This is a genomic window from Kitasatospora sp. NPDC001159, assembly GCF_053598235.1.
The window spans coordinates 1-17,127 of the sequence record NZ_JBSFJV010000057.1; the positions used below are offsets into that span (position 1 = coordinate 1).

Sequence of the window (17,127 nt, forward strand, 5' to 3'; positions counted from 1 at the left end):
CGAACGGCTCGCGCGACTGGCCATGCACCCACCGGGACCGAGAGGTCACAACCCTACCGAAGAGGGCCGCAGAAGGGATGGTCCTCTAATGAGCGCGACGACGCGTGAGCACGACTGGCCGGGTGTCCGGCCCGAGGTGGTCGCCGAGGTGGTGGCCGGGCTGAGCGCCCGGCTGCGGAAGCGGCTGGACGGCGCGGCGGCCAAACTGGCGCACCTGCCCGTGACCCGCGACGGCGAGGAGTGGCGGGTGCAGGTGGACGAGGAAGCCCTGCTCGTCCTGCACGCCCGGGGCGGGGTGGTCGCCGACCAGGGCGACGTCCGCTGCGGCTGCCTGCTCGCCCCGGCCTGCGTCCACCGGGCCGCCGCCGTCAGCCTCTGCCCGATCGCCGAAGCGACCGAGACCACCAACGAGGCCATCAACGAGGCCATCAGCGCACCCGCGGAACCCGAGTCATCCGAGGCACCCGCCCCGCAACCGGGAGCAGGAGCAGCGAAGACGTCCGCAGCGCCCGACCCCACCCCCCTCTCCCCGCCCGAACTCGACGCCTGCCGCCACCTCCACCGGGCCGCCTGCGCCGTCCTGGCGGCAGGGGTGAGCGGAGCGGGCGCCGTCTCCCAGGCGGAGCTGCTGCGGGCCGCCCACCGGGCGCGCCTGGCGGGGCTGTACCGTTCGGCCGCGGCGGCGGTCGCCGTGGTGACCCGGATCCGGGCGGCGCGCTCCGGTGCCCCCGACCACCGGCTGGCCGATCTGGTCGCCGGACTGCGCGACCTGCTCGGCCTCACCACCGCGCTGACGGCCACCGCCGGTTCCACCCCCGGTCTGCGCGGCACCGCCCGCCAGACCTACGCGGAGGAGGGCGGCTTGCGGCTGTACGGCCTGTTCGCCGAACCCGTGCTGACCGCCACCCACGCGGGCGCGGTCAGCTGGGCGGTGGACGCCGACGGCAGGCTGAGCACGATCGCCGAGGTGGCCCCGCACGGTGACGCCGAGGCCGCCGCTCCGCTCGCGGTCGGGGCGGGCAACCGGACGGTCCGGCTGGGTGACGCTGCGCTCAGTCACCGGGAGTTCAGCCGTGCGGGGCTGGCCGTCCAGGGTGCGACCAGGTCGGTCTCCGGGCGGCTGGGCGCCGGGGCCTCGGTCCGGGCGGTCCGCGCGACGGGTACGGACTGGACGGCGCAGCCGGCGGCCCGGCTCTGGTCCGATCCGCCGGCCGCCCAGGTGGCGCGGGCCCTCGCGGCGCAGGAGCTGCCGTACGAGACCCGTCCGGCCGGGAGCGACCTGCTGTTCCTGGACATCACCCTGCTGGGCCCGGCCTCGTACGGGCCGGGCGGGGCGCCCCGGTTGCTCGCCCACTGCGGCGAAGGCGGCTCGGTCATCGCCCTGCGCCCGGGCCACGAGCACCCCGGGCTGGCCTTCCGGGCCAACCTCGCCCTGCTCGCCACCGCGCCGGGCCTGAGGCTGCGGGTGATCGGCCGCCTGGAGCGCGCGGACCGCCCGGAGCTGCGCCTGCTCGCGGTCGGCACACTCCCGGACGCCCACGACGCGCTCGCCCTCCCCGCCGATCGGGCGGGCCGGGTCAACCTCGGCCTGGAGCGTCTCCAGACCGCGGACCTCCCGGCAGGTGCCCCGACCGGTCCCACAACGGTGACGGTCGCATCCCCGGACGGCCCGCCCGTGCACGTGCTCGGCCGCCGCGTGGAGCAGACGGTCACCACCGGCCGGCACGCCCTCGCCCCGAGTGCGGCTACGGCTGCGGCCGAGCGGAGCCTGCTGCGTTCCGCCGGTCTGGCCACCGCCGCCGAGCTGCTGGACGGCCTCCGGGCGGCCGCGGTGAACCAGCAGCGCGATGTGTTCGGCCGGATCGTCCAGGACGACCACGACGCCTTCGCCACCGCCTGGTTGGCGGCCGCCGCCTACACCGAGGCGCTGGCCGCCGCACTCTGCTCGGCGGCCTGGACACCAGAGGAGGCGGTCACCGCAGAGGCGGTCACCACAGAGGCAGCTACCGCGGAGACAGCCACGGCAGAAACAGCCACCGCAGAGGCAGCCACGGCAGAAACAGCTACCGCGGAGCTATAAGTCCAAGTAATTGCAGAGACAGATAATCCGCGCGCAAATGGCATACTTGTCAGAGGGGAGACGCAACGGGAAGCACGGGCGAACGCGAAGGGAAGGCGAGCCATGGGGATCCACGATGACGCCGCCGAGGTCCGGGCCAGTGGCTGGCGCACGCTCGCCGCACTTCACGGGCTGATCGACACCGCGCTGGAGAAGGCGCTCCAAGCCGAGCACCAGCTCTCGGTGGTCGAGTACACCGTGCTGGAGGCCCTCTCCCGGCAGGACGGCTGGCACATGCGGATGCAGCAGCTGGCTGGCGCGGCGGCGCTCAGCAGCAGTGCGACCACCCGCCTGGTGACCCGCCTGGAGGACCGGGGCCTGCTCAGCCGCTATCTCTGCGCGGACGACCGCCGGGGCATCTACACCGAGCTGACACCGGAGGGTCGCGCCTTGCTGGAGGCCGCCCGCCCGGTGCACGACGCCACCCTGGAGGCGACCTTGGCCCAGGCCGCCGGCGCCCCCGAACTGGCCCCGCTGGTCGACGCGCTCACCGAACTCACCCCGACCAAGGCCTGACCGGAATACCGGGAACAACCGGAAGACCAGAGGGAACCGGAGCAGCTGGAAGTGCCGGGCGTCACCGCCGCCCGGCCGCCAGCGCTTCCCGGTGCACCCGGTCGAGCAGGGCGAGCAGCAGTTCCTTGCTGGACGCCCGCTCCCGGACGTCGCACAGCACCACCGGCACCTCCGGCCCGAGGTCCAGGGCCCGGCGGACGTCCTCCGGGCTGGCCTCGCGGCGGCCGTGGAAGCAGTTGACCCCGATCGCGAACGGGATGCCCCGTTGCTCGAAGAAGTCCACGGCGGCGAAGCTGGATTCGAGCCGCCGGGTGTCCGCGAGGACGACCGCCCCGAGGGCGCCGAGCGCGAGGTCGTCCCACATGAACCAGAACCGGAACTGCCCCGGCGTGCCGAAGAGGTAGAGCACCAGGTCCTCGCGGACGGTGATCCGCCCGAAGTCCATCGCCACCGTGGTGGTGGACTTGTCCTGGACGCCTTCGAGGCTGTCGATCCCGATGCTGGCGCGGGTCATCCGCTCCTCGGTCTGCAGCGGTTCGATCTCGCTGACCGAGCCGACCATGGTGGTCTTCCCGACGCCGAAGCCGCCGGCGACGAGGATCTTGACCGCGCCCGGCACCAGGCTCTGGGTCGTCAATTCGGGTCTCCTGGATGAGAACGGGGTGGTGCGGTGAGGGGCGGGCCCACCGGTCAGAGCCGGCGGACGCCCTCGATCACGGCCTGGATCAGCGAGATGTCCGGCGCCTCGGCGAGCTGGACCGGGGCCCGGGTGAGGATCAGCCGGGCCTCCGCCAGGTCGTCCAGCAGCACCTTGACCACGCTCACCGGCAGGTCCATGGTGGCCGCGATCTCGGCCACGGCCAGCGGGCGTTCGCGACACATGTCGAGGATCGCGGCCGGTTCCGGTGCTAACCGGCTGGTGTCGGTGCGCGGGTCGGCGGTGACCACCAGGGTGATCAGCGCGAAGCCGTCACGGACCGGGCCGGTGCGCCCGTTGGTGATCGCGTAGGGGCGGACCAGATGGCCGGCGTCCTTGTCGTAGAACCAGCCCTCGTCGGCGTCGGCGGTGGTCACGCACCGCCACCCGCGCCGACCCGGCCCGCGTCGCTTCGCGGCGCCGCGGTGAGGTACTGGCCGACCTGCTTGACCAGCATGTTGATCTCGTACGCCATCAGCCCGGCGTCCACCTGCTCGCTGGTGAGGACGGCGAGCCGGGCGCCCTGCCCGGCGGTGGTGACGAACAGGAACAGCTGGTCCATCTCGACCACGGTCTGCCGGACCCGCCCGCCGTTGAAGCGGTGCCCGGCGCCGCGGGCGAGGCTCTGCAGGCCGGAGGCGACGGCGGACAGGTGCTCGGCGTCGGCCCGGTCGAGTCCCTGGGACATGCCTACCAGCAGGCCGTCCTCGGAGAGGACGATGGCGTGCCGGGTCTCGGGTACCCGCGCCACCAGCTGGTCCAGCAGCCAGTTGAGGTCGCGCTGGGTGTCGGTGTGCTGCGTCATCACTGCTGATCCTTGGCTTCCTGAACGGCGGAGGCTTCCGCAGGGGCTTCCTGAGGGGCGGAAGGGGCGGCCGGGTTGGGGGCAATGGCGGGCGCGTCCGGTTCGGTACCGGCCGCGCGGGCGCTCCGGGTGCCGCGCTGGATGGCGGCCATGGTGGCGCGTGAGCGCGTCGGTGAGGCGTCGTCGGCATCGCGGCCGTCGAACCGGGGGCCGTTCGGGGCGGCGTGCGCCCCGTACGGCCGGGACGGCGACATCGAGGACGCCGGCGACACCGGTGGCATCATCGCGCCGGGTGCGTGGGCCTCGCGGAGCTGCTCGGCGAGGCTGGCGTTGCGGACCCGCTGCGGCAGGACCCGCGGGGTGCGCAGTTCGCCGTCCGGGCCGTGCTCCACGTGGTCCTCCTGCGGGCGTTCGTGGGTGGGCGCCGAGCGATCGGCGGGGACACCGTCGAAGGCGGCCGCCGGGTCCGCGAGCGGTCCGTCCGGAAGACCGGAGGAGCCGGATGCGTGGCCGGAAGCGCCCGAGACATGGCCGGGAGCACCGGGGGCAGGGCCGGAACCGATGCTGGCGGCGAGGTCCGCCGCGAGCCCGGCGGCGAGTTCTGAGGGGTCCGTCGGAAGGTCGTACGGCCGGGGCAGTGCGGGCCGGGGCACGACCACCGCACCGGGCAGCCCGGGGATCTCGGCGCCCACCAGCAGCCCGCCGTCGGACGGGGCGGCGCCGTCCTCCCCGCCCTGCCGTCCGAGCAGCTCACCGATGATCACACCGCCGTCCGGCTCCCCCGGGGCCGCAGCCACGAGTCCCTCGGGAGCAGACGGAGCAGACGGAGCAGAGGGAACAGGCGGAGCTGACGGACCATCGGTCGGGTCCGCGGACCCCCCGCCCAGCAGCCCGCTGAGTACCCCGGCCAGCGCGCCCGACAGCTCCTCGTCGACCTCCCCGAGGTCGCCGTCCGCTGTCGGCTGCTGCTCCGGCACCGGCGTGCGGGTGACCCGTGCACCGGAAGGCAGTCCGGGCACCGCGGCCGGCTGTTCGGCCTGCTCCAGCAGCACCGAGGGCACCAGCACCACGGCCCGGGTGCCGCCGTAGGGCGAGGGCCGCAGGGTGACCTGGATGTCATGCCGGGCGGCCAGCCGCGCGACGACGAACAGGCCGAGCCGCAGGTCGTCGCCGAGCGCGGAGACGTCCAGCTCGGGCGGGTTGGCCAGGTACTCGTTGAGTCGCTCGTACTCGTCCTCGGTCATGCCGAGGCCGCGGTCCTCGACCTCGACCGCCAGGCCCTTGGGGACCTCCTGGGCGGAGACCTGCACCTGGGTGTACGGCGGGGAGAAGGTGGTGCCGTTCTCGATCAGCTCGGCGATCAGGTGGATCACGTCGGCGACGGCCTGTCCGCTGAGCGAGGCCCGGGGCACGCCCTGGACGACCACGCGGGCGTAGTTCTCGGTCTCGGAGACGGCGCTGCGCAGCACGTTGACCACGGGCACGGCGTTGCGCCAGCGCCGGGCGGGCAGCGCGCCACCGAGGATGACCAGGTTCTCGGCGTTGCGCCGCATCCGGGTGGCCAGGTGGTCGACCGCGAACAGTTCGCGCAGCAGCTCGGGTTCCTCGTGCTCGCGCTCCAAAGCGTCGAGCATGCTGATCTGCCGGTGGATCAGGATCTGGGTGCGGCGGGCGATGTTGAGGAAGACCTTCTTCGTCCCCTCCCGGCCCTGGGCCTGGTGGACGATGGCCGCGACGGCGGCCTGCCGGACGGCGGCCAGGCCGTCCGAGGTCTGCTGGACCTCGTCGCCGATCCGCCGGGACGGCGCCCAGGTGGGCGGGGTGGGGACGGTCTCCCCGGCGCGTAGCCGCCCGACCACGTCGGGGATCTCCTGCTGGGCGAGCGCGAGGGTGTCGGTCCGCAGGCCGGTCAGCCGGGCGGACAGCGTCCGGGCGGCCCGGACGCCGCGGATCAGGCTGAACAGCAGCACCACGGCGACGACGGCGGTGCCCGCCACCAGTGCGGTGCGGTGTTCGGTGTCCCGCAGCAGGTAGGCGGCGTAGCCCCAGGCGGCGGCGAGGCCCAGACTGGGGACCAGCACGAGGGCGAGGAGCGAGCTGCGGAGGGAGCCGGACCGGCCGGCGCGGTGGCCCGTGCGGGGGGCCGATATGCCTGGCATCTGATTCCTTGTTGCAGGGCCGAGTTGCAGGCCGGGTCGCGGGTCCGAACGGCGGGGTCGGCCCGGGCGGCCCGGACGGGCTTCAGGGCGCCGGGGCCGGGGTCGCCGGACGGAGTGATGCGGTGTCACCGTCCGGGCGGGGTGCAGCCACGGCTGCCGACGGCAGGAAACCTATCAGTCCCAGGTGCCCTCATCGCAACATCAACTGACGATATGTGAACGGCTGATGGCAGTGCCGCCCGCTCCCGGTCGATGCGTTCGCCGACGGAACGCCCCAGTTCAGCGCTGTAGCGGCGAAGCGGGAACGGCTCTCCGGGAGGCCAGGTGCGTCTCCCGGAGAGCCGTCAGGAACAGGTCAAACAGTTGTTGTGCTGAAGGTTCGCCGCCGTTCGGGCGGCGGTTTCCGGCTGGCCCCAGGACCCGCGGCGGCCCCCAGCACCGTTCCGAACCGGACGGTGGCTCAGCTCGGCCGGGCTCGGCTTCGACTCGGTTCGGCTCAGCTCGCCATGGAGATCGGCACCACCCGACCGCCGCGCGGGCGCTGCGCCTTCGCCTCGGTCTCCAGCTGGTTGAGCTCCGTCCACGCCCAGCTCGCCAGGTCGGACAGCTCGGCCGACCACTGCTTGCCGTACGTGCCCGAAGCCACCTGGCCCAGCCGCAGCTTCTGCACGTCCGAGGTGCCGGCCGGGGCGTAGATGTGGGTGGCGTCCCGCAGGTAGCGGATGATGTTGTGCTCCTCCTGGGTGCCGCGCGCGGCGAAGATCTCCATCGCCTGGCGCGCCGAGTCCATGGCGTACTCGGTGTTGACGAGCTTGGCGTTCATCAGTTCGGCGTCGCAGGCCTTGCCGAGGTCGAGCAGGTGCGAGGCGTGGTAGGCGGCCAACTTGGCCGTCATCAGCCGGGACTGCATCTCGCCCAGCTTCAGTGCGACGCTGTTCAGCTGGTTGAGCGGCTTGCCGTACAGCACCCGCTCCTCGGCGTAGCGCACGGTGTCCTCGACGACGGCGACGTGGATGCCGAGCGCGACGGCGCCCAGGTTCAGCCGGCCGTACAGGGTGGAGGAGGAGTAGGCGACGTCGAGGCCCTGGCCCTCCCGGCCCAGCCGGTTGCCCACCGGGATGCGGCAGTCCTCGAAGACCAGCTCGCCGAAGCTGAAGCCGTGCAGCCCGCCCTGGGTGCCGATCGCCCCGGCGCGGAAGCCGGGCCGGTCGCTCTCGACCAGGAAGGCGGACAGGCCCTTGGTGCCGGTGTCGGTGCGGAAGACCACGCCGTGGACGTCGCCGATGTGCGAGTTGCCGACGAACACCTTGCGGCCGTTGAGTACGTACTCGTTGCCCTCGCGGCGGGCGGTGCCGGACATGCCGAGCACGTGGCCGCCGGACTCCGGCTCGGTGACCGCGATGGTCGGCAGCGACTCCCCGGACGCGAACTTCGGTAGCCACTTGCGCCGTTGGGCGTTCGAGCCGAAGTGGATGACCTTGGCGACGCCGAGCTGGGAGGCCTGTGCCATCGCGCCCATCGCGCCGCTGACCCGGGCCAACTCCTCGACGATGACGGTCTTGGCGAGGTGTCCCAGCCCGAGGCCGCCGAACTCGCGCGGGATGGTGACGCCTATCCAGCCGCGGCGGGCGATCTCGCGGGAGAGTCCGAACTCGACCTCCCGGTCGGCCTCCATTCTGGCCACTTCGGGGCGTACCTCCTTCTCCGCGAACTCACGGACCTCTGCCCGGAGGCTCTCGTGGCGCTCGTCGGTGAAGTAGTCCATCGCCATGCTCTGGTCCTCTCGTTGCGTGGGTGTCGTGCCTCCGTTCGTGCCGTCGATTCCGCTCCGACCGCTCCCCCATCGATTTCGGGTGGGGGTGTGGAGGTGTGGCGGGGCCGATCGCGTCCTCGCAATCGGGCCAATGCGGACCCCTGGGCGGGTTTTCCCAGGGGGTGGGAACTACCGTCCGTGTCTTCGGCAGGGCTCATTGTCATATGCACGCCCCGGTTCCACAGCTAGTTGATCTTGGATTGGCGGAATCCGGTTCATCTTTTTATCGAGTGGTTTGGTGTGGCGCTGAGAGGGAAGTGATCTCCACCCGCTCCGCCGATCCGCCCGTGGGGCCGCTCACATGCTGCTTTGACTGTTCATCAGCAGGGGTGGCGAGCGGTCCCGGTAACACCGCGGCGCCCCAATGTCTGATTACATGTGCGCCATGACTGATGTGATGAGCACTCAAGGCCAGTTCCCGGGTGCTGCCGGGGAGTCCGAACGGACTCGCAGGCTGCGCAGCCTGGGTCTCAACGAACCCTCCGCGGACGAGGCCTTCGACCGCTTCGCCCACCTGGCAGCCAGCATCACCCGCGCTCCCATCGCGATGGTCAACTTCATCAACGACGAGCGCCAGATGTTCCGGGGGCTCTACATTCCGCCAAACTCGTCCGACGTCGCGTCCGACGAAGGCGCCTCCTGGGCGGATCGGGGCATCGCCTTCGACCTTCCCACCCGTCAGATGCCCTTGAGCCACGGCTTCTGCCCGCACGTCGTCGCCCAGCGCTCGCCCCTCGCACTGGACGACATCCTCGCCTACCCCCGGTTCGCCGGAAATCCGGTCGTGGACGAGCTCGGCGTCCGGGCCTACCTCGGCGCCCCCCTCGTCGACGACACCAACACCGTCATCGGCACCGTCTGCGTCCTCGACCGGGAACCCCGGCAGTGGGGGCGCGAGCGGCTGCGCGACATCCAGCACCTCGCCGAGGCGCTGCTCTCCGAGATCCGGCTGCGCGACAACCTGCTCGCCCAGCAGCAGGAGATGTTCGCCGCCTTTGACGGCTCCCCGTTCCCGATCATGCTGACCGACGGCCCCGGCCAGGAGATCCGCTACGCCAACGCCCAGCACGCCGACACCTTCGGTGCCCCGGTGGCGTACGGGTCGATCGGCACGGCCTACCCGCAGCTCGGCGCGGCCGGCCTCCAGCAGGCGGTCGCGGAGGCTTACCACACCGGCCGCGCCACCGTCCTCAACGACGTCCGGCTCCAGTCCGGCCGCCCCGAGGCGCAGCGCATCCAGCAGATCTTCAGCTTCACCTGCACCCCGCTGCGCACCGCCCGCACCGGCCAGGTCAACGGCGTCCTCACCGTCGGCATGGACGTCACCGCGCAGTCCCGCACCGAGGAGGAACTCGGCACACTGGCCGCGCTGCTGGTCGACCGGCTCCAGCAGAACGGCGCCGCCACCGCGACCGGCCGCCCCGGCCTCGCCGGCGGGTCCGGACTCGTCCTGCCGAGCTGAGCCGCCGACCCGCCGCCCGCGCGCGGCACCGCGGCCGCCGACTCCACCTTCCGTACCGTCCACCACCGTGGCGGGGCGCCTCTCACCCCCGAGGAGAGGCTCCCCGCCACGGTGCCGTCCGGGGGCATCGCGCAGCGGCGTACGGCCGTGCACCCCCCTCCGCCCGGGCCGAGCGGGTGAACCGCCCGCCGCCCGCGCCCCGGCCGGGCCCGACCGGGGGCCGCCGGTGGTAGGCATGGGCCGCATGGACTGGTTCGCCGCCCCCGACTACTGGCTGAGCCGGCTGCTCGTCCAACGCCTGCTCGCCGGCCTCTACCTGATCGGATTCCTCGCCGCCGCCGCGCAGTTCCGCGCCCTCATCGGCGCCGACGGCATGCTGCCGGTGCCCCGCTTCACCGCCCGCGTCCCGTTCCGCCAGGCGCCCAGCCTGTTCCACCTCCACTACAGCGACCGCTTCTTCGCTGTCGTCGCCCGGTGCGGCGCCGCCCTGGCCGCCGCTGTTGCCGCCGGGCTCGGCGACGCCGTCCCGCTCTGGGCCTCCGTCCTGCTCTGGGCGGCGCTCTGGGCCCTCTACCTCTCCATCGTCAACGTCGGCCAGACCTGGTACTCCTTCGGCTGGGAGTCCCTGCTGCTCGAAGCGGGCTTCCTCGCCGCCTTCCTCGGCAACGCCGACACCGCCCCGCCGACCCTCGTCCTGTGGCTGATGCGCTGGCTGGCCTTCCGGGTCGAGTTCGGCGCCGGACTGATCAAACTGCGCGGCGACACCTGCTGGCGCGACCTGACCTGCCTGCGCTACCACCACGAGACCCAGCCGATGCCCGGACCGCTCAGCTGGTTCTTCCACCACCTGCCCGACCCGCTGCACCGGGTCGAGGTCGCCGCCAACCACGTCGTCCAACTCGTCGTCCCGGTCTGTCTGCTGCTCCCGCAGCCGATTGCGAGCTACGCGGCCTGCACCGTGGTCGCCACCCAGCTGTGGCTGGTCGCCTCCGGTAACTTCGCCTGGCTCAACTGGCTGACCATCATCCTCGCCCTCGCCGCGGTCGAACCGGCCCGCCTCGGCCTGCCCGTCCACGCCCGCCGCTACCCCGGCATCCCCGTCTGGTACGAGGTGCTGGTGATCGCGCTGACCGTCGCCGTCCTGGTGCTCAGCTACTGGCCTGTGACCAACATGGTCTCCCGCCGCCAGGTGATGAACCGCTCCTTCAACCGGATCCACCTCGTCAACACCTACGGCGCCTTCGGCAGTGTCAACCGGCTGCGTCAGGAGGTCGTGGTCGAGGGCACCGAGGAGGCCGTCCTCACCCCGCACACCGTCTGGCGCGAGTACGGCTTCAAGGGCAAACCCGGCGACGTGCGCCGCCTCCCGCGCCAGTACGCCCCCTACCACCTGAGGCTGGACTGGCTGATGTGGTTCGCCGGCATCTCCCCCGCCTATGCCCGCCCCTGGTTCCTGCCCTTCGTCGCCCGCCTGCTGGCCGGCGACCGGGCGACCCTGAGGCTACTGCGCCACAACCCCTTCCCCGACGCCCCGCCGACCCACGTCCGGGCGACCCTCTATCTCTACCGGTTCACCGGATGGCGCGAACTACGGGAAACCGGCGCGTGGTGGCACCGCACCGCACTGCACGAGTACCTCGCGCCGGTCGACCGACACACCCTCGGCCGGGCCGGGTACCGTCCGCCGCTCGGCCGACCGGCCCGCCGTGTCCGCAAGGTCCCGCTGGACGGGCTCCGGCGGCACCGACCGCCCCGGACGGAGCACCCCGGCCACCGACCCGGCCACCCGTCCGGACCAGGGGCGGACCACCCGGGCGGCCCTCCCGAGTAGCGGCCAGGCGGGCGGTATGGCACACGACACCGGCCCGTCCGGCGGTGGGTGCGTGCAAGGCTCGAACGGGCACCCGTATTCTGGGCCTCCACAACCGGCGGCCCGACCGCGCGCCCCCCGGCCCCGCGCCAGGGGCATCCGCGCACCCGGCTCGTCGCCCCCCGCCGCCAGCCCCGCCGTCGACGCCCAGAACCGGACCACACATGACAGTGCTTCACTCGCGCAACGCCGACGCAGCCGACCCGGCGGACGTCGCCGGCGCCGCAGACGTCAAGGACCCCCAGGACGCCGCCGCGGAGCCCGACCTCCGCGAGGACCTCGGCCGCTACGCCGAACTCGGGGCCTTCACCCTCAGCGCCGACACCCACGCCTGGTACGCGGCCGTCGACACCGTCGCCACCCCCGAGGACGCCCGCGCCGCCTCCACCGCCCTGGCCGAGCTGCGCGGTTGCGACCTCCAGCAGACCTGGGAAGCCGTCGCCGCACTGGCCGCCGAGGTCAAGCTCGACGAGCCCGACAGCGTCGCCAAGACCGCGCTGCTGGTCGAGCTGCTCCAGCGGGTCCACCGCACCTCCGCCGTCCTCGTCTCGGCCGCCTACGACACCGACCTCACCGCGCTCGCGGCCGCCACCGCCGACAGCAGCTGGCGCCGGGAGAACGGCGTCAAGCTCTCCTGGCTGCGCGGCCGCTCGCTGCGCAAGCAGGCCGCCGCCCTGGCCACCGACCGCCGGGTCCGCCGCGAGGACCTGCACGAGGCCCTCACCTCCGCCGAGATCGAGCGCCGCGCCTGGGCCGCCCTCGCCCCCGCGGGCACCCTCCCGAGCGTGCCCGCCGACGGCTCCGTGGTCGACCGCACCGCCCAGGCCTTCGAGGCCATCAACACCGGCCTGCGCGACCTCACCCGCCTGCTGCCCGACCACGACCTGGACGGGCTCGCCTTCGCGGACCTGGTCGACCTGGTCGAGCGCCTCGCCGCCGACGAGGGCACTCTCTACCGCCTGCCCACCATCCGCAGCCTGCGCGCCACCCTGGAGGAGGCCGGCCTCGGCGACCTGCTCGCCGAGCTCACCGCCGCCAAGGCCGACCGCCGTGCCGCCGAGGCCGCGTACGCGGCGCGCCAGGCGCTGGCGGGCGGGCAGCGGAACGGGCTGGCGGATTCGGACGAGCTGGTTGCCGAGGAGCCGCGCGTCGAGGAGTCGGACGTCGAGGAGCCGGGCGTCGAGGAGCCGGGCGTCGACGCCGAGGCTGCTGCGCGTCAGGCGCTGGCCGGTGGGCAGCGGGACGGGCTCGCGGAGGAGGCCCCGGTCTCGGTGACCGCTCCGGTTGAGGCCGAGGTTGTCGCGGCCGAGGTCTCGGCTGAGGTTCCGGTCGAGGTCGAGGCCGAGTCGGCTGCGGAGGAGGAGGTGACGGAGGAAGAGGCCCCGGCCGCCGTGGTGTCCCTCCCGGCGCCGTCCCCGGCCGCCGACGACCTGGTGGCCGCCGCCGCCGCGGCTCTGGCCGAGGCAGAGCAGGCGGAGGAGCCTGCCGCTGAGGTTACGGCCGTTGAGGAGACGACGGAGGAGGTCACCGAGACCGAGCCGGTGGCCGAGGCCGTTGTGGTTGAGGCTGCTGTCGAGGTTCCCGCCGTTGAGGTTGAGGAGCCGGTGGCCGGGGTCGAGGAGCCGGGCGAGGCTTCGATCGCCGAGCCCGAGGCGGTCGAGGTGGAGGAGCCGGCCGCTGAGGTCGAGGTTCCCGCCGTTGGGGTTGAGGAGCCGGGCGAGGCTTCGATCGCCGAGCCCGAGGCGGTCGAGGTGGAGGAGCCGGCCGTTGAGGTCGAGGTTGCCTTCGAGGCCCCCGTCGCCGAGGTCGAAGACGCTGCTGCCGAGGTTGAGGCTGCTGTCGAGGTTCCCGCCGTTGAGGTTGAGGAGCCGGTGGCCGAGGTTGAGGAGCCGGGCGAGGCTTCGATCGCCGAGCCCGAGGCGGTCGAGGTGGAGGAGCCGGCCGCTGAGGTCGAGGTTGCCTTCGAGGCCCCCGTCGCCGAGGTCGAAGACGCTGCTGCCGTTGAGGCTTCGATCGCCGAGGCCGAGGCCGTTGTCGTCGAGCTCGAAGAGGCGGTAGCCGTCGAGTTCGTTGCCGAGCCTGCGGTGGTTGCTCAGCCCGAGCCCGAGGCCGTTGAGGTGGAGGAGCCGACTGCCGAGGTCGAGGTTGCCGGCGAGGCCGAGGAGGCCGCCGTCGAGCCCGAGGCCGTCGAGGAAGCCCCGGCCGTCGAGCCCGAGCCCGCCGTCGAGCCCGAGGCCGCTGCCGCCGAGCCCGCTGAGGCCCCGGCAGGCCGTCGCGAGAAGCCGGACTTCACCCCCGGTCGCCCCGTGACCGCCTACTCGGCCGACGAGTTGCTCGCCGTCGTCCGGTGGATCGACGGCGACGGTACCGAGCGGACCGACGAGGAGCTGCTCCGGGCCGCCATGAAGGAGCTGGGCTTCGCCCGCCTCGGTCCCCGCATCAAGGAGGCGCTGGGTACCGCCGTCGCCGCCGCGCGCGGCTGACGCCTCAGCACCCGACAGCAGGGCCCGGGACGCCCGAGCAAGCGTCCCGGGCCCTGTGCCGTATCCGTGTCCGCAGTCGTCAGCCGGCCTTGTTCCACGGCTGGCTGGACATCAGTGCCTTCACGTTGGCCACGTACTTCGGGTTCGGGATGTCCAGACTGCCGACGACCTCGCCCGTGGTCGGGTCGGTGACGGTGTTGTAGTGCACGTTGCCCGCGCCCGCGTTGTACGCCGAGATGACCAGGTCGAGCAGCGACGTCTTGCCGGTGGCCGGATCGGGGGAGAGGTCGTACTTGCCGCCGAAGGAGGAGTCGCCGTAGTAGGCGACCAGCCAGTCGAGCAGCTGGGTGCCGAGCTGGATGTTGCCGGTCAGGGTCTTGGGGTCGGAGGCGGTGCCGAACTTGCCGTTCATCCAGCTGACGGAGTTCGGCATGACCTGCATGGTGCCGATCCCACCGTCGCAGGCGAGGATGCCAGACTGCCAGCCGCTCTCCTGCCAGGCGATGGCCTTGACCAGGTTGACCGGCAGCGGCGGGAGCTTGTCGGTGCTGCCCGAGCTGAGGGTGAGCACCCGGGACTGGCCGGCCGCGGCCGTGAGCGCGGCGCCGACGGCCTCCTTGGGTTCGTCCGGCTGGGGCTTGCTGGGCTGGCATCCGCTCTGCAACGGCGGCACGTGCGGGGCCGGCGGTGCGGGCGGCGGCGGGAGCGCCACCGCGCCGGGCTTGGCGGTCGGCACCGGGGCGGCGATGACGGGCTTGGCGACCGGCGGCTGGGTGGCGGGCGCGGCGGCCGCGTTGCCGGTGGCTGCCTTGGCGTTGCCGGCCGGGGTGCTCGGTGCGGCCTTCGCCGTCCTGCCCGCGCCGGCACTGGCCGCGGCGCTCGGGCTGCGCGAGGCGCCGGGGCTGGCCGACGCCGAGTCGGTCGGCGCCGGGGTCGCGCTCGCGGACGGGCCCGCGCTCGGCGTCTCGCTCGACGCGGCGGTGGCCGCCGCGGGCGTACCGCTTGCGGCCGCGTTCTGGTGGTTGTCAGCCTGCTTGGTGCCGCAACCCGCCAGTACGGCGGTGGAGACGGCGATGGCGGATACCAGGATCAGTGTCCGCCGGGTGGTGCTCAGCTTCATGCGTGGTCCCCCCACTTGTCGCCGGGTGATCCCGGCGAGTGGCGGTCATCCTACGATGTGCTCATCGAGCCTTGTACGAACGGGTGCTCGATCGCCTGCCGCAGCACGGTCGGAGCGGTCACCAGGGAGGGTCCGTACCAGGTCAGGTGCCGTCCGCTGACCAGGGCGGCCGGCACGTTCGGGAACGCCTCCGGGCCGTCCTCGGCGGTGAAGCGGTACGGCTCGTCCGGCAGTACCACCAACTCGGGTCGGCCCGCCAGGAGTTCGGGCAGCGGAACGGCCGGGTAGCGCTCGGGGTGCTCGGCGTGGACCAGCCGCAGGCCGAGGCGGCGCAGCATGTCCCCGGCGAAGGTGTCGCGGCCCAGCACCATCCACGGGCGGCGCCAGATCGGCACGATGGCCCGCGGGCCGTCCGCCGTCGGTCGCACGTCGCGCCAGGCCGCTTCGGCCTCGTCCAGCCAGGCCGGGCGGGGCAGTCGGCAGGCGGCGGTGAGCAGTCGGTCCAGCGAGCGGAACGCGTCGTCCAGGGTGCGGATGTCGGTGACCCAGACCGGCACCCCGTCGGCCCGCAGCGCGTCCAGGTCGGGGCGCCGGTTCTCCTCGTCATTGGCGAGGACGAGGTCCGGTTCGAGCGCGAGGATGCCCGGCACGTCCGGGTTCTTGGTGCCGCCGATCCGGGCGACGGCCAGGCCGGCGGGGTGGCCGCACCAGTCGGTCGCTCCGACCAACAGACCGGGCGCGGTGGTGGCGACCGCCTCGGTGAGCGACGGCACCAGTGAGACCACCCGGCGCGGCGGGTGCGGCCCGAGCCGTACGGGCAGGTCGAGGTCGTCGCGCAGCACGGTGGGTTCGGCCATCCGGCCACCCTATGCGCCGGGCCACCGGGCGGGGCCGCCAGCGGTCCGGAAATCGCCGGGAACCCGCCGTGGGTACCGCCCGACTACCTGGTCCGGGTCCGCAGTTCGGGCCCGCAGCACGATCACCGACCAGGAGAGTTGTCATGCGTCCTCGCGTTGTCTGCGGTATCGCGGCCGCCGTCGCCCTGTTCGCCACGGCCTGCGGAAGCGGCGGCGGAGGCGGACAGGGGATCTCCGTCACCGCCCAGGCCGCCCCGGCCGGTGGCTATCCCGTCAAGGTCGCCGACTGCATGGGCAAGGAGACCGTGATCGCCAAGGCCCCGACGAAGATCGTCACCAGCAACGCGGCGAGCCTGGAGATGCTGCTGCGCCTCGGCGCGGGCGACCGGCTGATCGGCACCGGCTTCCCGCCCGGCAAGGGCACCCTGCCGGCGGACCTCGCGGAACAGGGCGTCAAGGTGCCGGTGCTCGGCGAGAAGAGCATCCCCAAGGAGAAACTGCTCGGCTCCGGCGCCGACCTGTACGTCGACACCTTCGGCGCGATGCCGATGATGGGCGGCGGCGCCACCGGGCCGAGCGAGGAGGAGTTCGCGGCGGCCGGCATCCAGCACGTCCACCTGCTGTCCACCGCCTGCGCCGGCACCCCGAAGGCCGCCAAGGCGCCGCGCACCGACCTCGCCGAGATCGAGAACGACATCCGCCGCCTCGGCGCCGTCACGGGCACCGCGGCCCGCGCCGAGGAACTCGTCAACGGGATGGAGCAGCGGATCGGCGAGGTCCGCACCGCGCTCGCCGGAGTCCCGGAGGACAAGCGGCCCGGCTACTTCGTCTTCGACTTCGACGCCGGCACCAAGCAGCCGGTGGCGGTCTGCGGCCGGCAGGTCGCCAACGCCGTGATCACCCAGGCCGGGGCCCGCAACGTGTTCGCCGACTGCGACGCCGACTTCAAGCCCGGCTCCTGGGAGGATGTCGTCGCCAAGAACCCGGACTGGATCCAGCTGGCCGTGCGCAACCGGGGCAGCGAGGAGGCCACCCGCAAGGCCTTCGACGACGCCGAGGCGTTCCTGAGGAGCTTCCCGGCGACCCAGGGCCTGAAGGCCGTCCAGGAGGGGCACTTCGTGCGGCTGGGCTCCGAGGTGACCACCATCGCCGGGGTGCGCAACGCCGACGCCGTCCAGCAGATCGCCGCCACCGTCCACCCCGACCTCGTCAAGAACGGCCAGTAG

General features: G+C 73.1%; 13 protein-coding genes. 6 read left to right on the forward strand and 7 right to left on the reverse strand.

Going from position 1 to position 17,127, the window contains the following annotated elements:
- The first annotated feature begins 88 nt into the window (after positions 1-88).
- The gene (locus ACWC9T_RS25905) at positions 89-2,080 is read left to right on the forward strand and encodes a hypothetical protein (protein ID WP_449823440.1); all 1,992 of its coding nucleotides are present in this window, start codon (positions 89-91) and stop codon (positions 2,078-2,080) included.
- 102 nt (positions 2,081-2,182) lie between these two features.
- Positions 2,183-2,635, forward strand: coding sequence for a MarR family winged helix-turn-helix transcriptional regulator (locus tag ACWC9T_RS25910; protein WP_449823441.1), 453 nt, complete (start codon positions 2,183-2,185; stop codon positions 2,633-2,635).
- A 61-nt stretch (positions 2,636-2,696) separates the two neighbouring features.
- On the opposite strand, the gene ACWC9T_RS25915 is transcribed toward ACWC9T_RS25910, so the two are convergent.
- The 5 genes from ACWC9T_RS25915 to ACWC9T_RS25935 all read right to left on the reverse strand — a co-directional run bounded on the left by ACWC9T_RS25915 (position 2,697) and on the right by ACWC9T_RS25935 (position 8,067).
- Complete coding sequence (locus ACWC9T_RS25915) at positions 2,697-3,272, reverse strand: GTP-binding protein (protein WP_449823442.1); 576 nt, start codon at positions 3,270-3,272, stop codon at positions 2,697-2,699.
- A 53-nt stretch (positions 3,273-3,325) separates the two neighbouring features.
- Positions 3,326-3,709: a DUF742 domain-containing protein gene (locus tag ACWC9T_RS25920; RefSeq protein ID WP_355670498.1), complete on the reverse strand. Its 384-nt coding sequence runs from the start codon at positions 3,707-3,709 to the stop codon at positions 3,326-3,328.
- Entirely contained in the window at positions 3,706-4,137 is a 432-nt protein-coding gene (locus ACWC9T_RS25925) for a roadblock/LC7 domain-containing protein (protein WP_449823443.1), read from the reverse strand. The genes ACWC9T_RS25920 and ACWC9T_RS25925 overlap by 4 nt, the downstream gene beginning before the upstream one ends.
- The gene (locus ACWC9T_RS25930; RefSeq protein WP_449823444.1) at positions 4,137-6,296 is read right to left on the reverse strand and encodes an ATP-binding protein; all 2,160 of its coding nucleotides are present in this window, start codon (positions 6,294-6,296) and stop codon (positions 4,137-4,139) included. The genes ACWC9T_RS25925 and ACWC9T_RS25930 overlap by 1 nt, the downstream gene beginning before the upstream one ends.
- A gap of 496 nt (positions 6,297-6,792) precedes the next feature.
- Positions 6,793-8,067: an acyl-CoA dehydrogenase family protein gene (locus tag ACWC9T_RS25935; protein ID WP_449823445.1), complete on the reverse strand. Its 1,275-nt coding sequence runs from the start codon at positions 8,065-8,067 to the stop codon at positions 6,793-6,795.
- 427 nt (positions 8,068-8,494) lie between these two features.
- Between ACWC9T_RS25935 and ACWC9T_RS25940 the strand changes: the two genes are divergently transcribed.
- The 3 genes from ACWC9T_RS25940 to ACWC9T_RS25950 all read left to right on the forward strand — a co-directional run bounded on the left by ACWC9T_RS25940 (position 8,495) and on the right by ACWC9T_RS25950 (position 13,924).
- Positions 8,495-9,571 (forward strand): GAF domain-containing protein, encoded by a 1,077-nt coding sequence (locus ACWC9T_RS25940; RefSeq protein ID WP_449823446.1) that lies wholly within the window; start codon positions 8,495-8,497, stop codon positions 9,569-9,571.
- Positions 9,572-9,815: 244 nt separating this feature from the next.
- Positions 9,816-11,402 (forward strand): lipase maturation factor family protein, encoded by a 1,587-nt coding sequence (locus ACWC9T_RS25945; protein ID WP_449823483.1) that lies wholly within the window; start codon positions 9,816-9,818, stop codon positions 11,400-11,402.
- Between the two features lie 203 nt (positions 11,403-11,605).
- Positions 11,606-13,924 (forward strand): hypothetical protein, encoded by a 2,319-nt coding sequence (locus ACWC9T_RS25950; RefSeq protein WP_449823447.1) that lies wholly within the window; start codon positions 11,606-11,608, stop codon positions 13,922-13,924.
- A gap of 79 nt (positions 13,925-14,003) precedes the next feature.
- Here the strand turns inward: ACWC9T_RS25950 and ACWC9T_RS25955 are convergent, their stop codons facing one another.
- Together ACWC9T_RS25955 and ACWC9T_RS25960 are read right to left on the reverse strand one after the other, a co-directional pair.
- A complete protein-coding gene (locus ACWC9T_RS25955) occupies positions 14,004-15,044 on the reverse strand; it encodes a transglycosylase SLT domain-containing protein (protein ID WP_449823448.1) in 1,041 nt (346 codons plus the stop codon).
- 50 nt (positions 15,045-15,094) lie between these two features.
- Positions 15,095-15,901 carry a helical backbone metal receptor gene (locus ACWC9T_RS25960; protein ID WP_449823449.1) on the reverse strand — a complete coding sequence of 269 codons (807 nt, stop codon included), beginning with the start codon at positions 15,899-15,901 and terminating at the stop codon, positions 15,095-15,097.
- A 143-nt stretch (positions 15,902-16,044) separates the two neighbouring features.
- Here ACWC9T_RS25960 and ACWC9T_RS25965 point away from each other — a divergent pair, with 143 nt between their 5' ends.
- Positions 16,045-17,127: an ABC transporter substrate-binding protein gene (locus ACWC9T_RS25965; protein ID WP_449823450.1), complete on the forward strand. Its 1,083-nt coding sequence runs from the start codon at positions 16,045-16,047 to the stop codon at positions 17,125-17,127.

Excerpts from the sequence above, each read along its gene's own strand:
- ACWC9T_RS25905 (WP_449823440.1), top strand. The coding sequence starts at position 89 with ATGAGCGCGACGACGCGTGAGCACGACTGGCCGGGTGTCCGGCCCGAG.
- ACWC9T_RS25910 (WP_449823441.1), top strand. The coding sequence starts at position 2,183 with ATGGGGATCCACGATGACGCCGCCGAGGTCCGGGCCAGTGGCTGGCGC.
- ACWC9T_RS25925 (WP_449823443.1), bottom strand. The coding sequence starts at position 4,137 with ATGACGCAGCACACCGACACCCAGCGCGACCTCAACTGGCTGCTGGAC.
- ACWC9T_RS25930 (WP_449823444.1), bottom strand. The coding sequence starts at position 6,296 with ATGCCAGGCATATCGGCCCCCCGCACGGGCCACCGCGCCGGCCGGTCC.
- ACWC9T_RS25935 (WP_449823445.1), bottom strand. The coding sequence starts at position 8,067 with ATGGCGATGGACTACTTCACCGACGAGCGCCACGAGAGCCTCCGGGCA.
- ACWC9T_RS25940 (WP_449823446.1), top strand. The coding sequence starts at position 8,495 with ATGACTGATGTGATGAGCACTCAAGGCCAGTTCCCGGGTGCTGCCGGG.
- ACWC9T_RS25945 (WP_449823483.1), top strand. The coding sequence starts at position 9,816 with ATGGACTGGTTCGCCGCCCCCGACTACTGGCTGAGCCGGCTGCTCGTC.
- ACWC9T_RS25950 (WP_449823447.1), top strand. The coding sequence starts at position 11,606 with ATGACAGTGCTTCACTCGCGCAACGCCGACGCAGCCGACCCGGCGGAC.
- ACWC9T_RS25955 (WP_449823448.1), bottom strand. The coding sequence starts at position 15,044 with ATGAAGCTGAGCACCACCCGGCGGACACTGATCCTGGTATCCGCCATC.
- ACWC9T_RS25960 (WP_449823449.1), bottom strand. The coding sequence starts at position 15,901 with ATGGCCGAACCCACCGTGCTGCGCGACGACCTCGACCTGCCCGTACGG.
- ACWC9T_RS25965 (WP_449823450.1), top strand. The coding sequence starts at position 16,045 with ATGCGTCCTCGCGTTGTCTGCGGTATCGCGGCCGCCGTCGCCCTGTTC.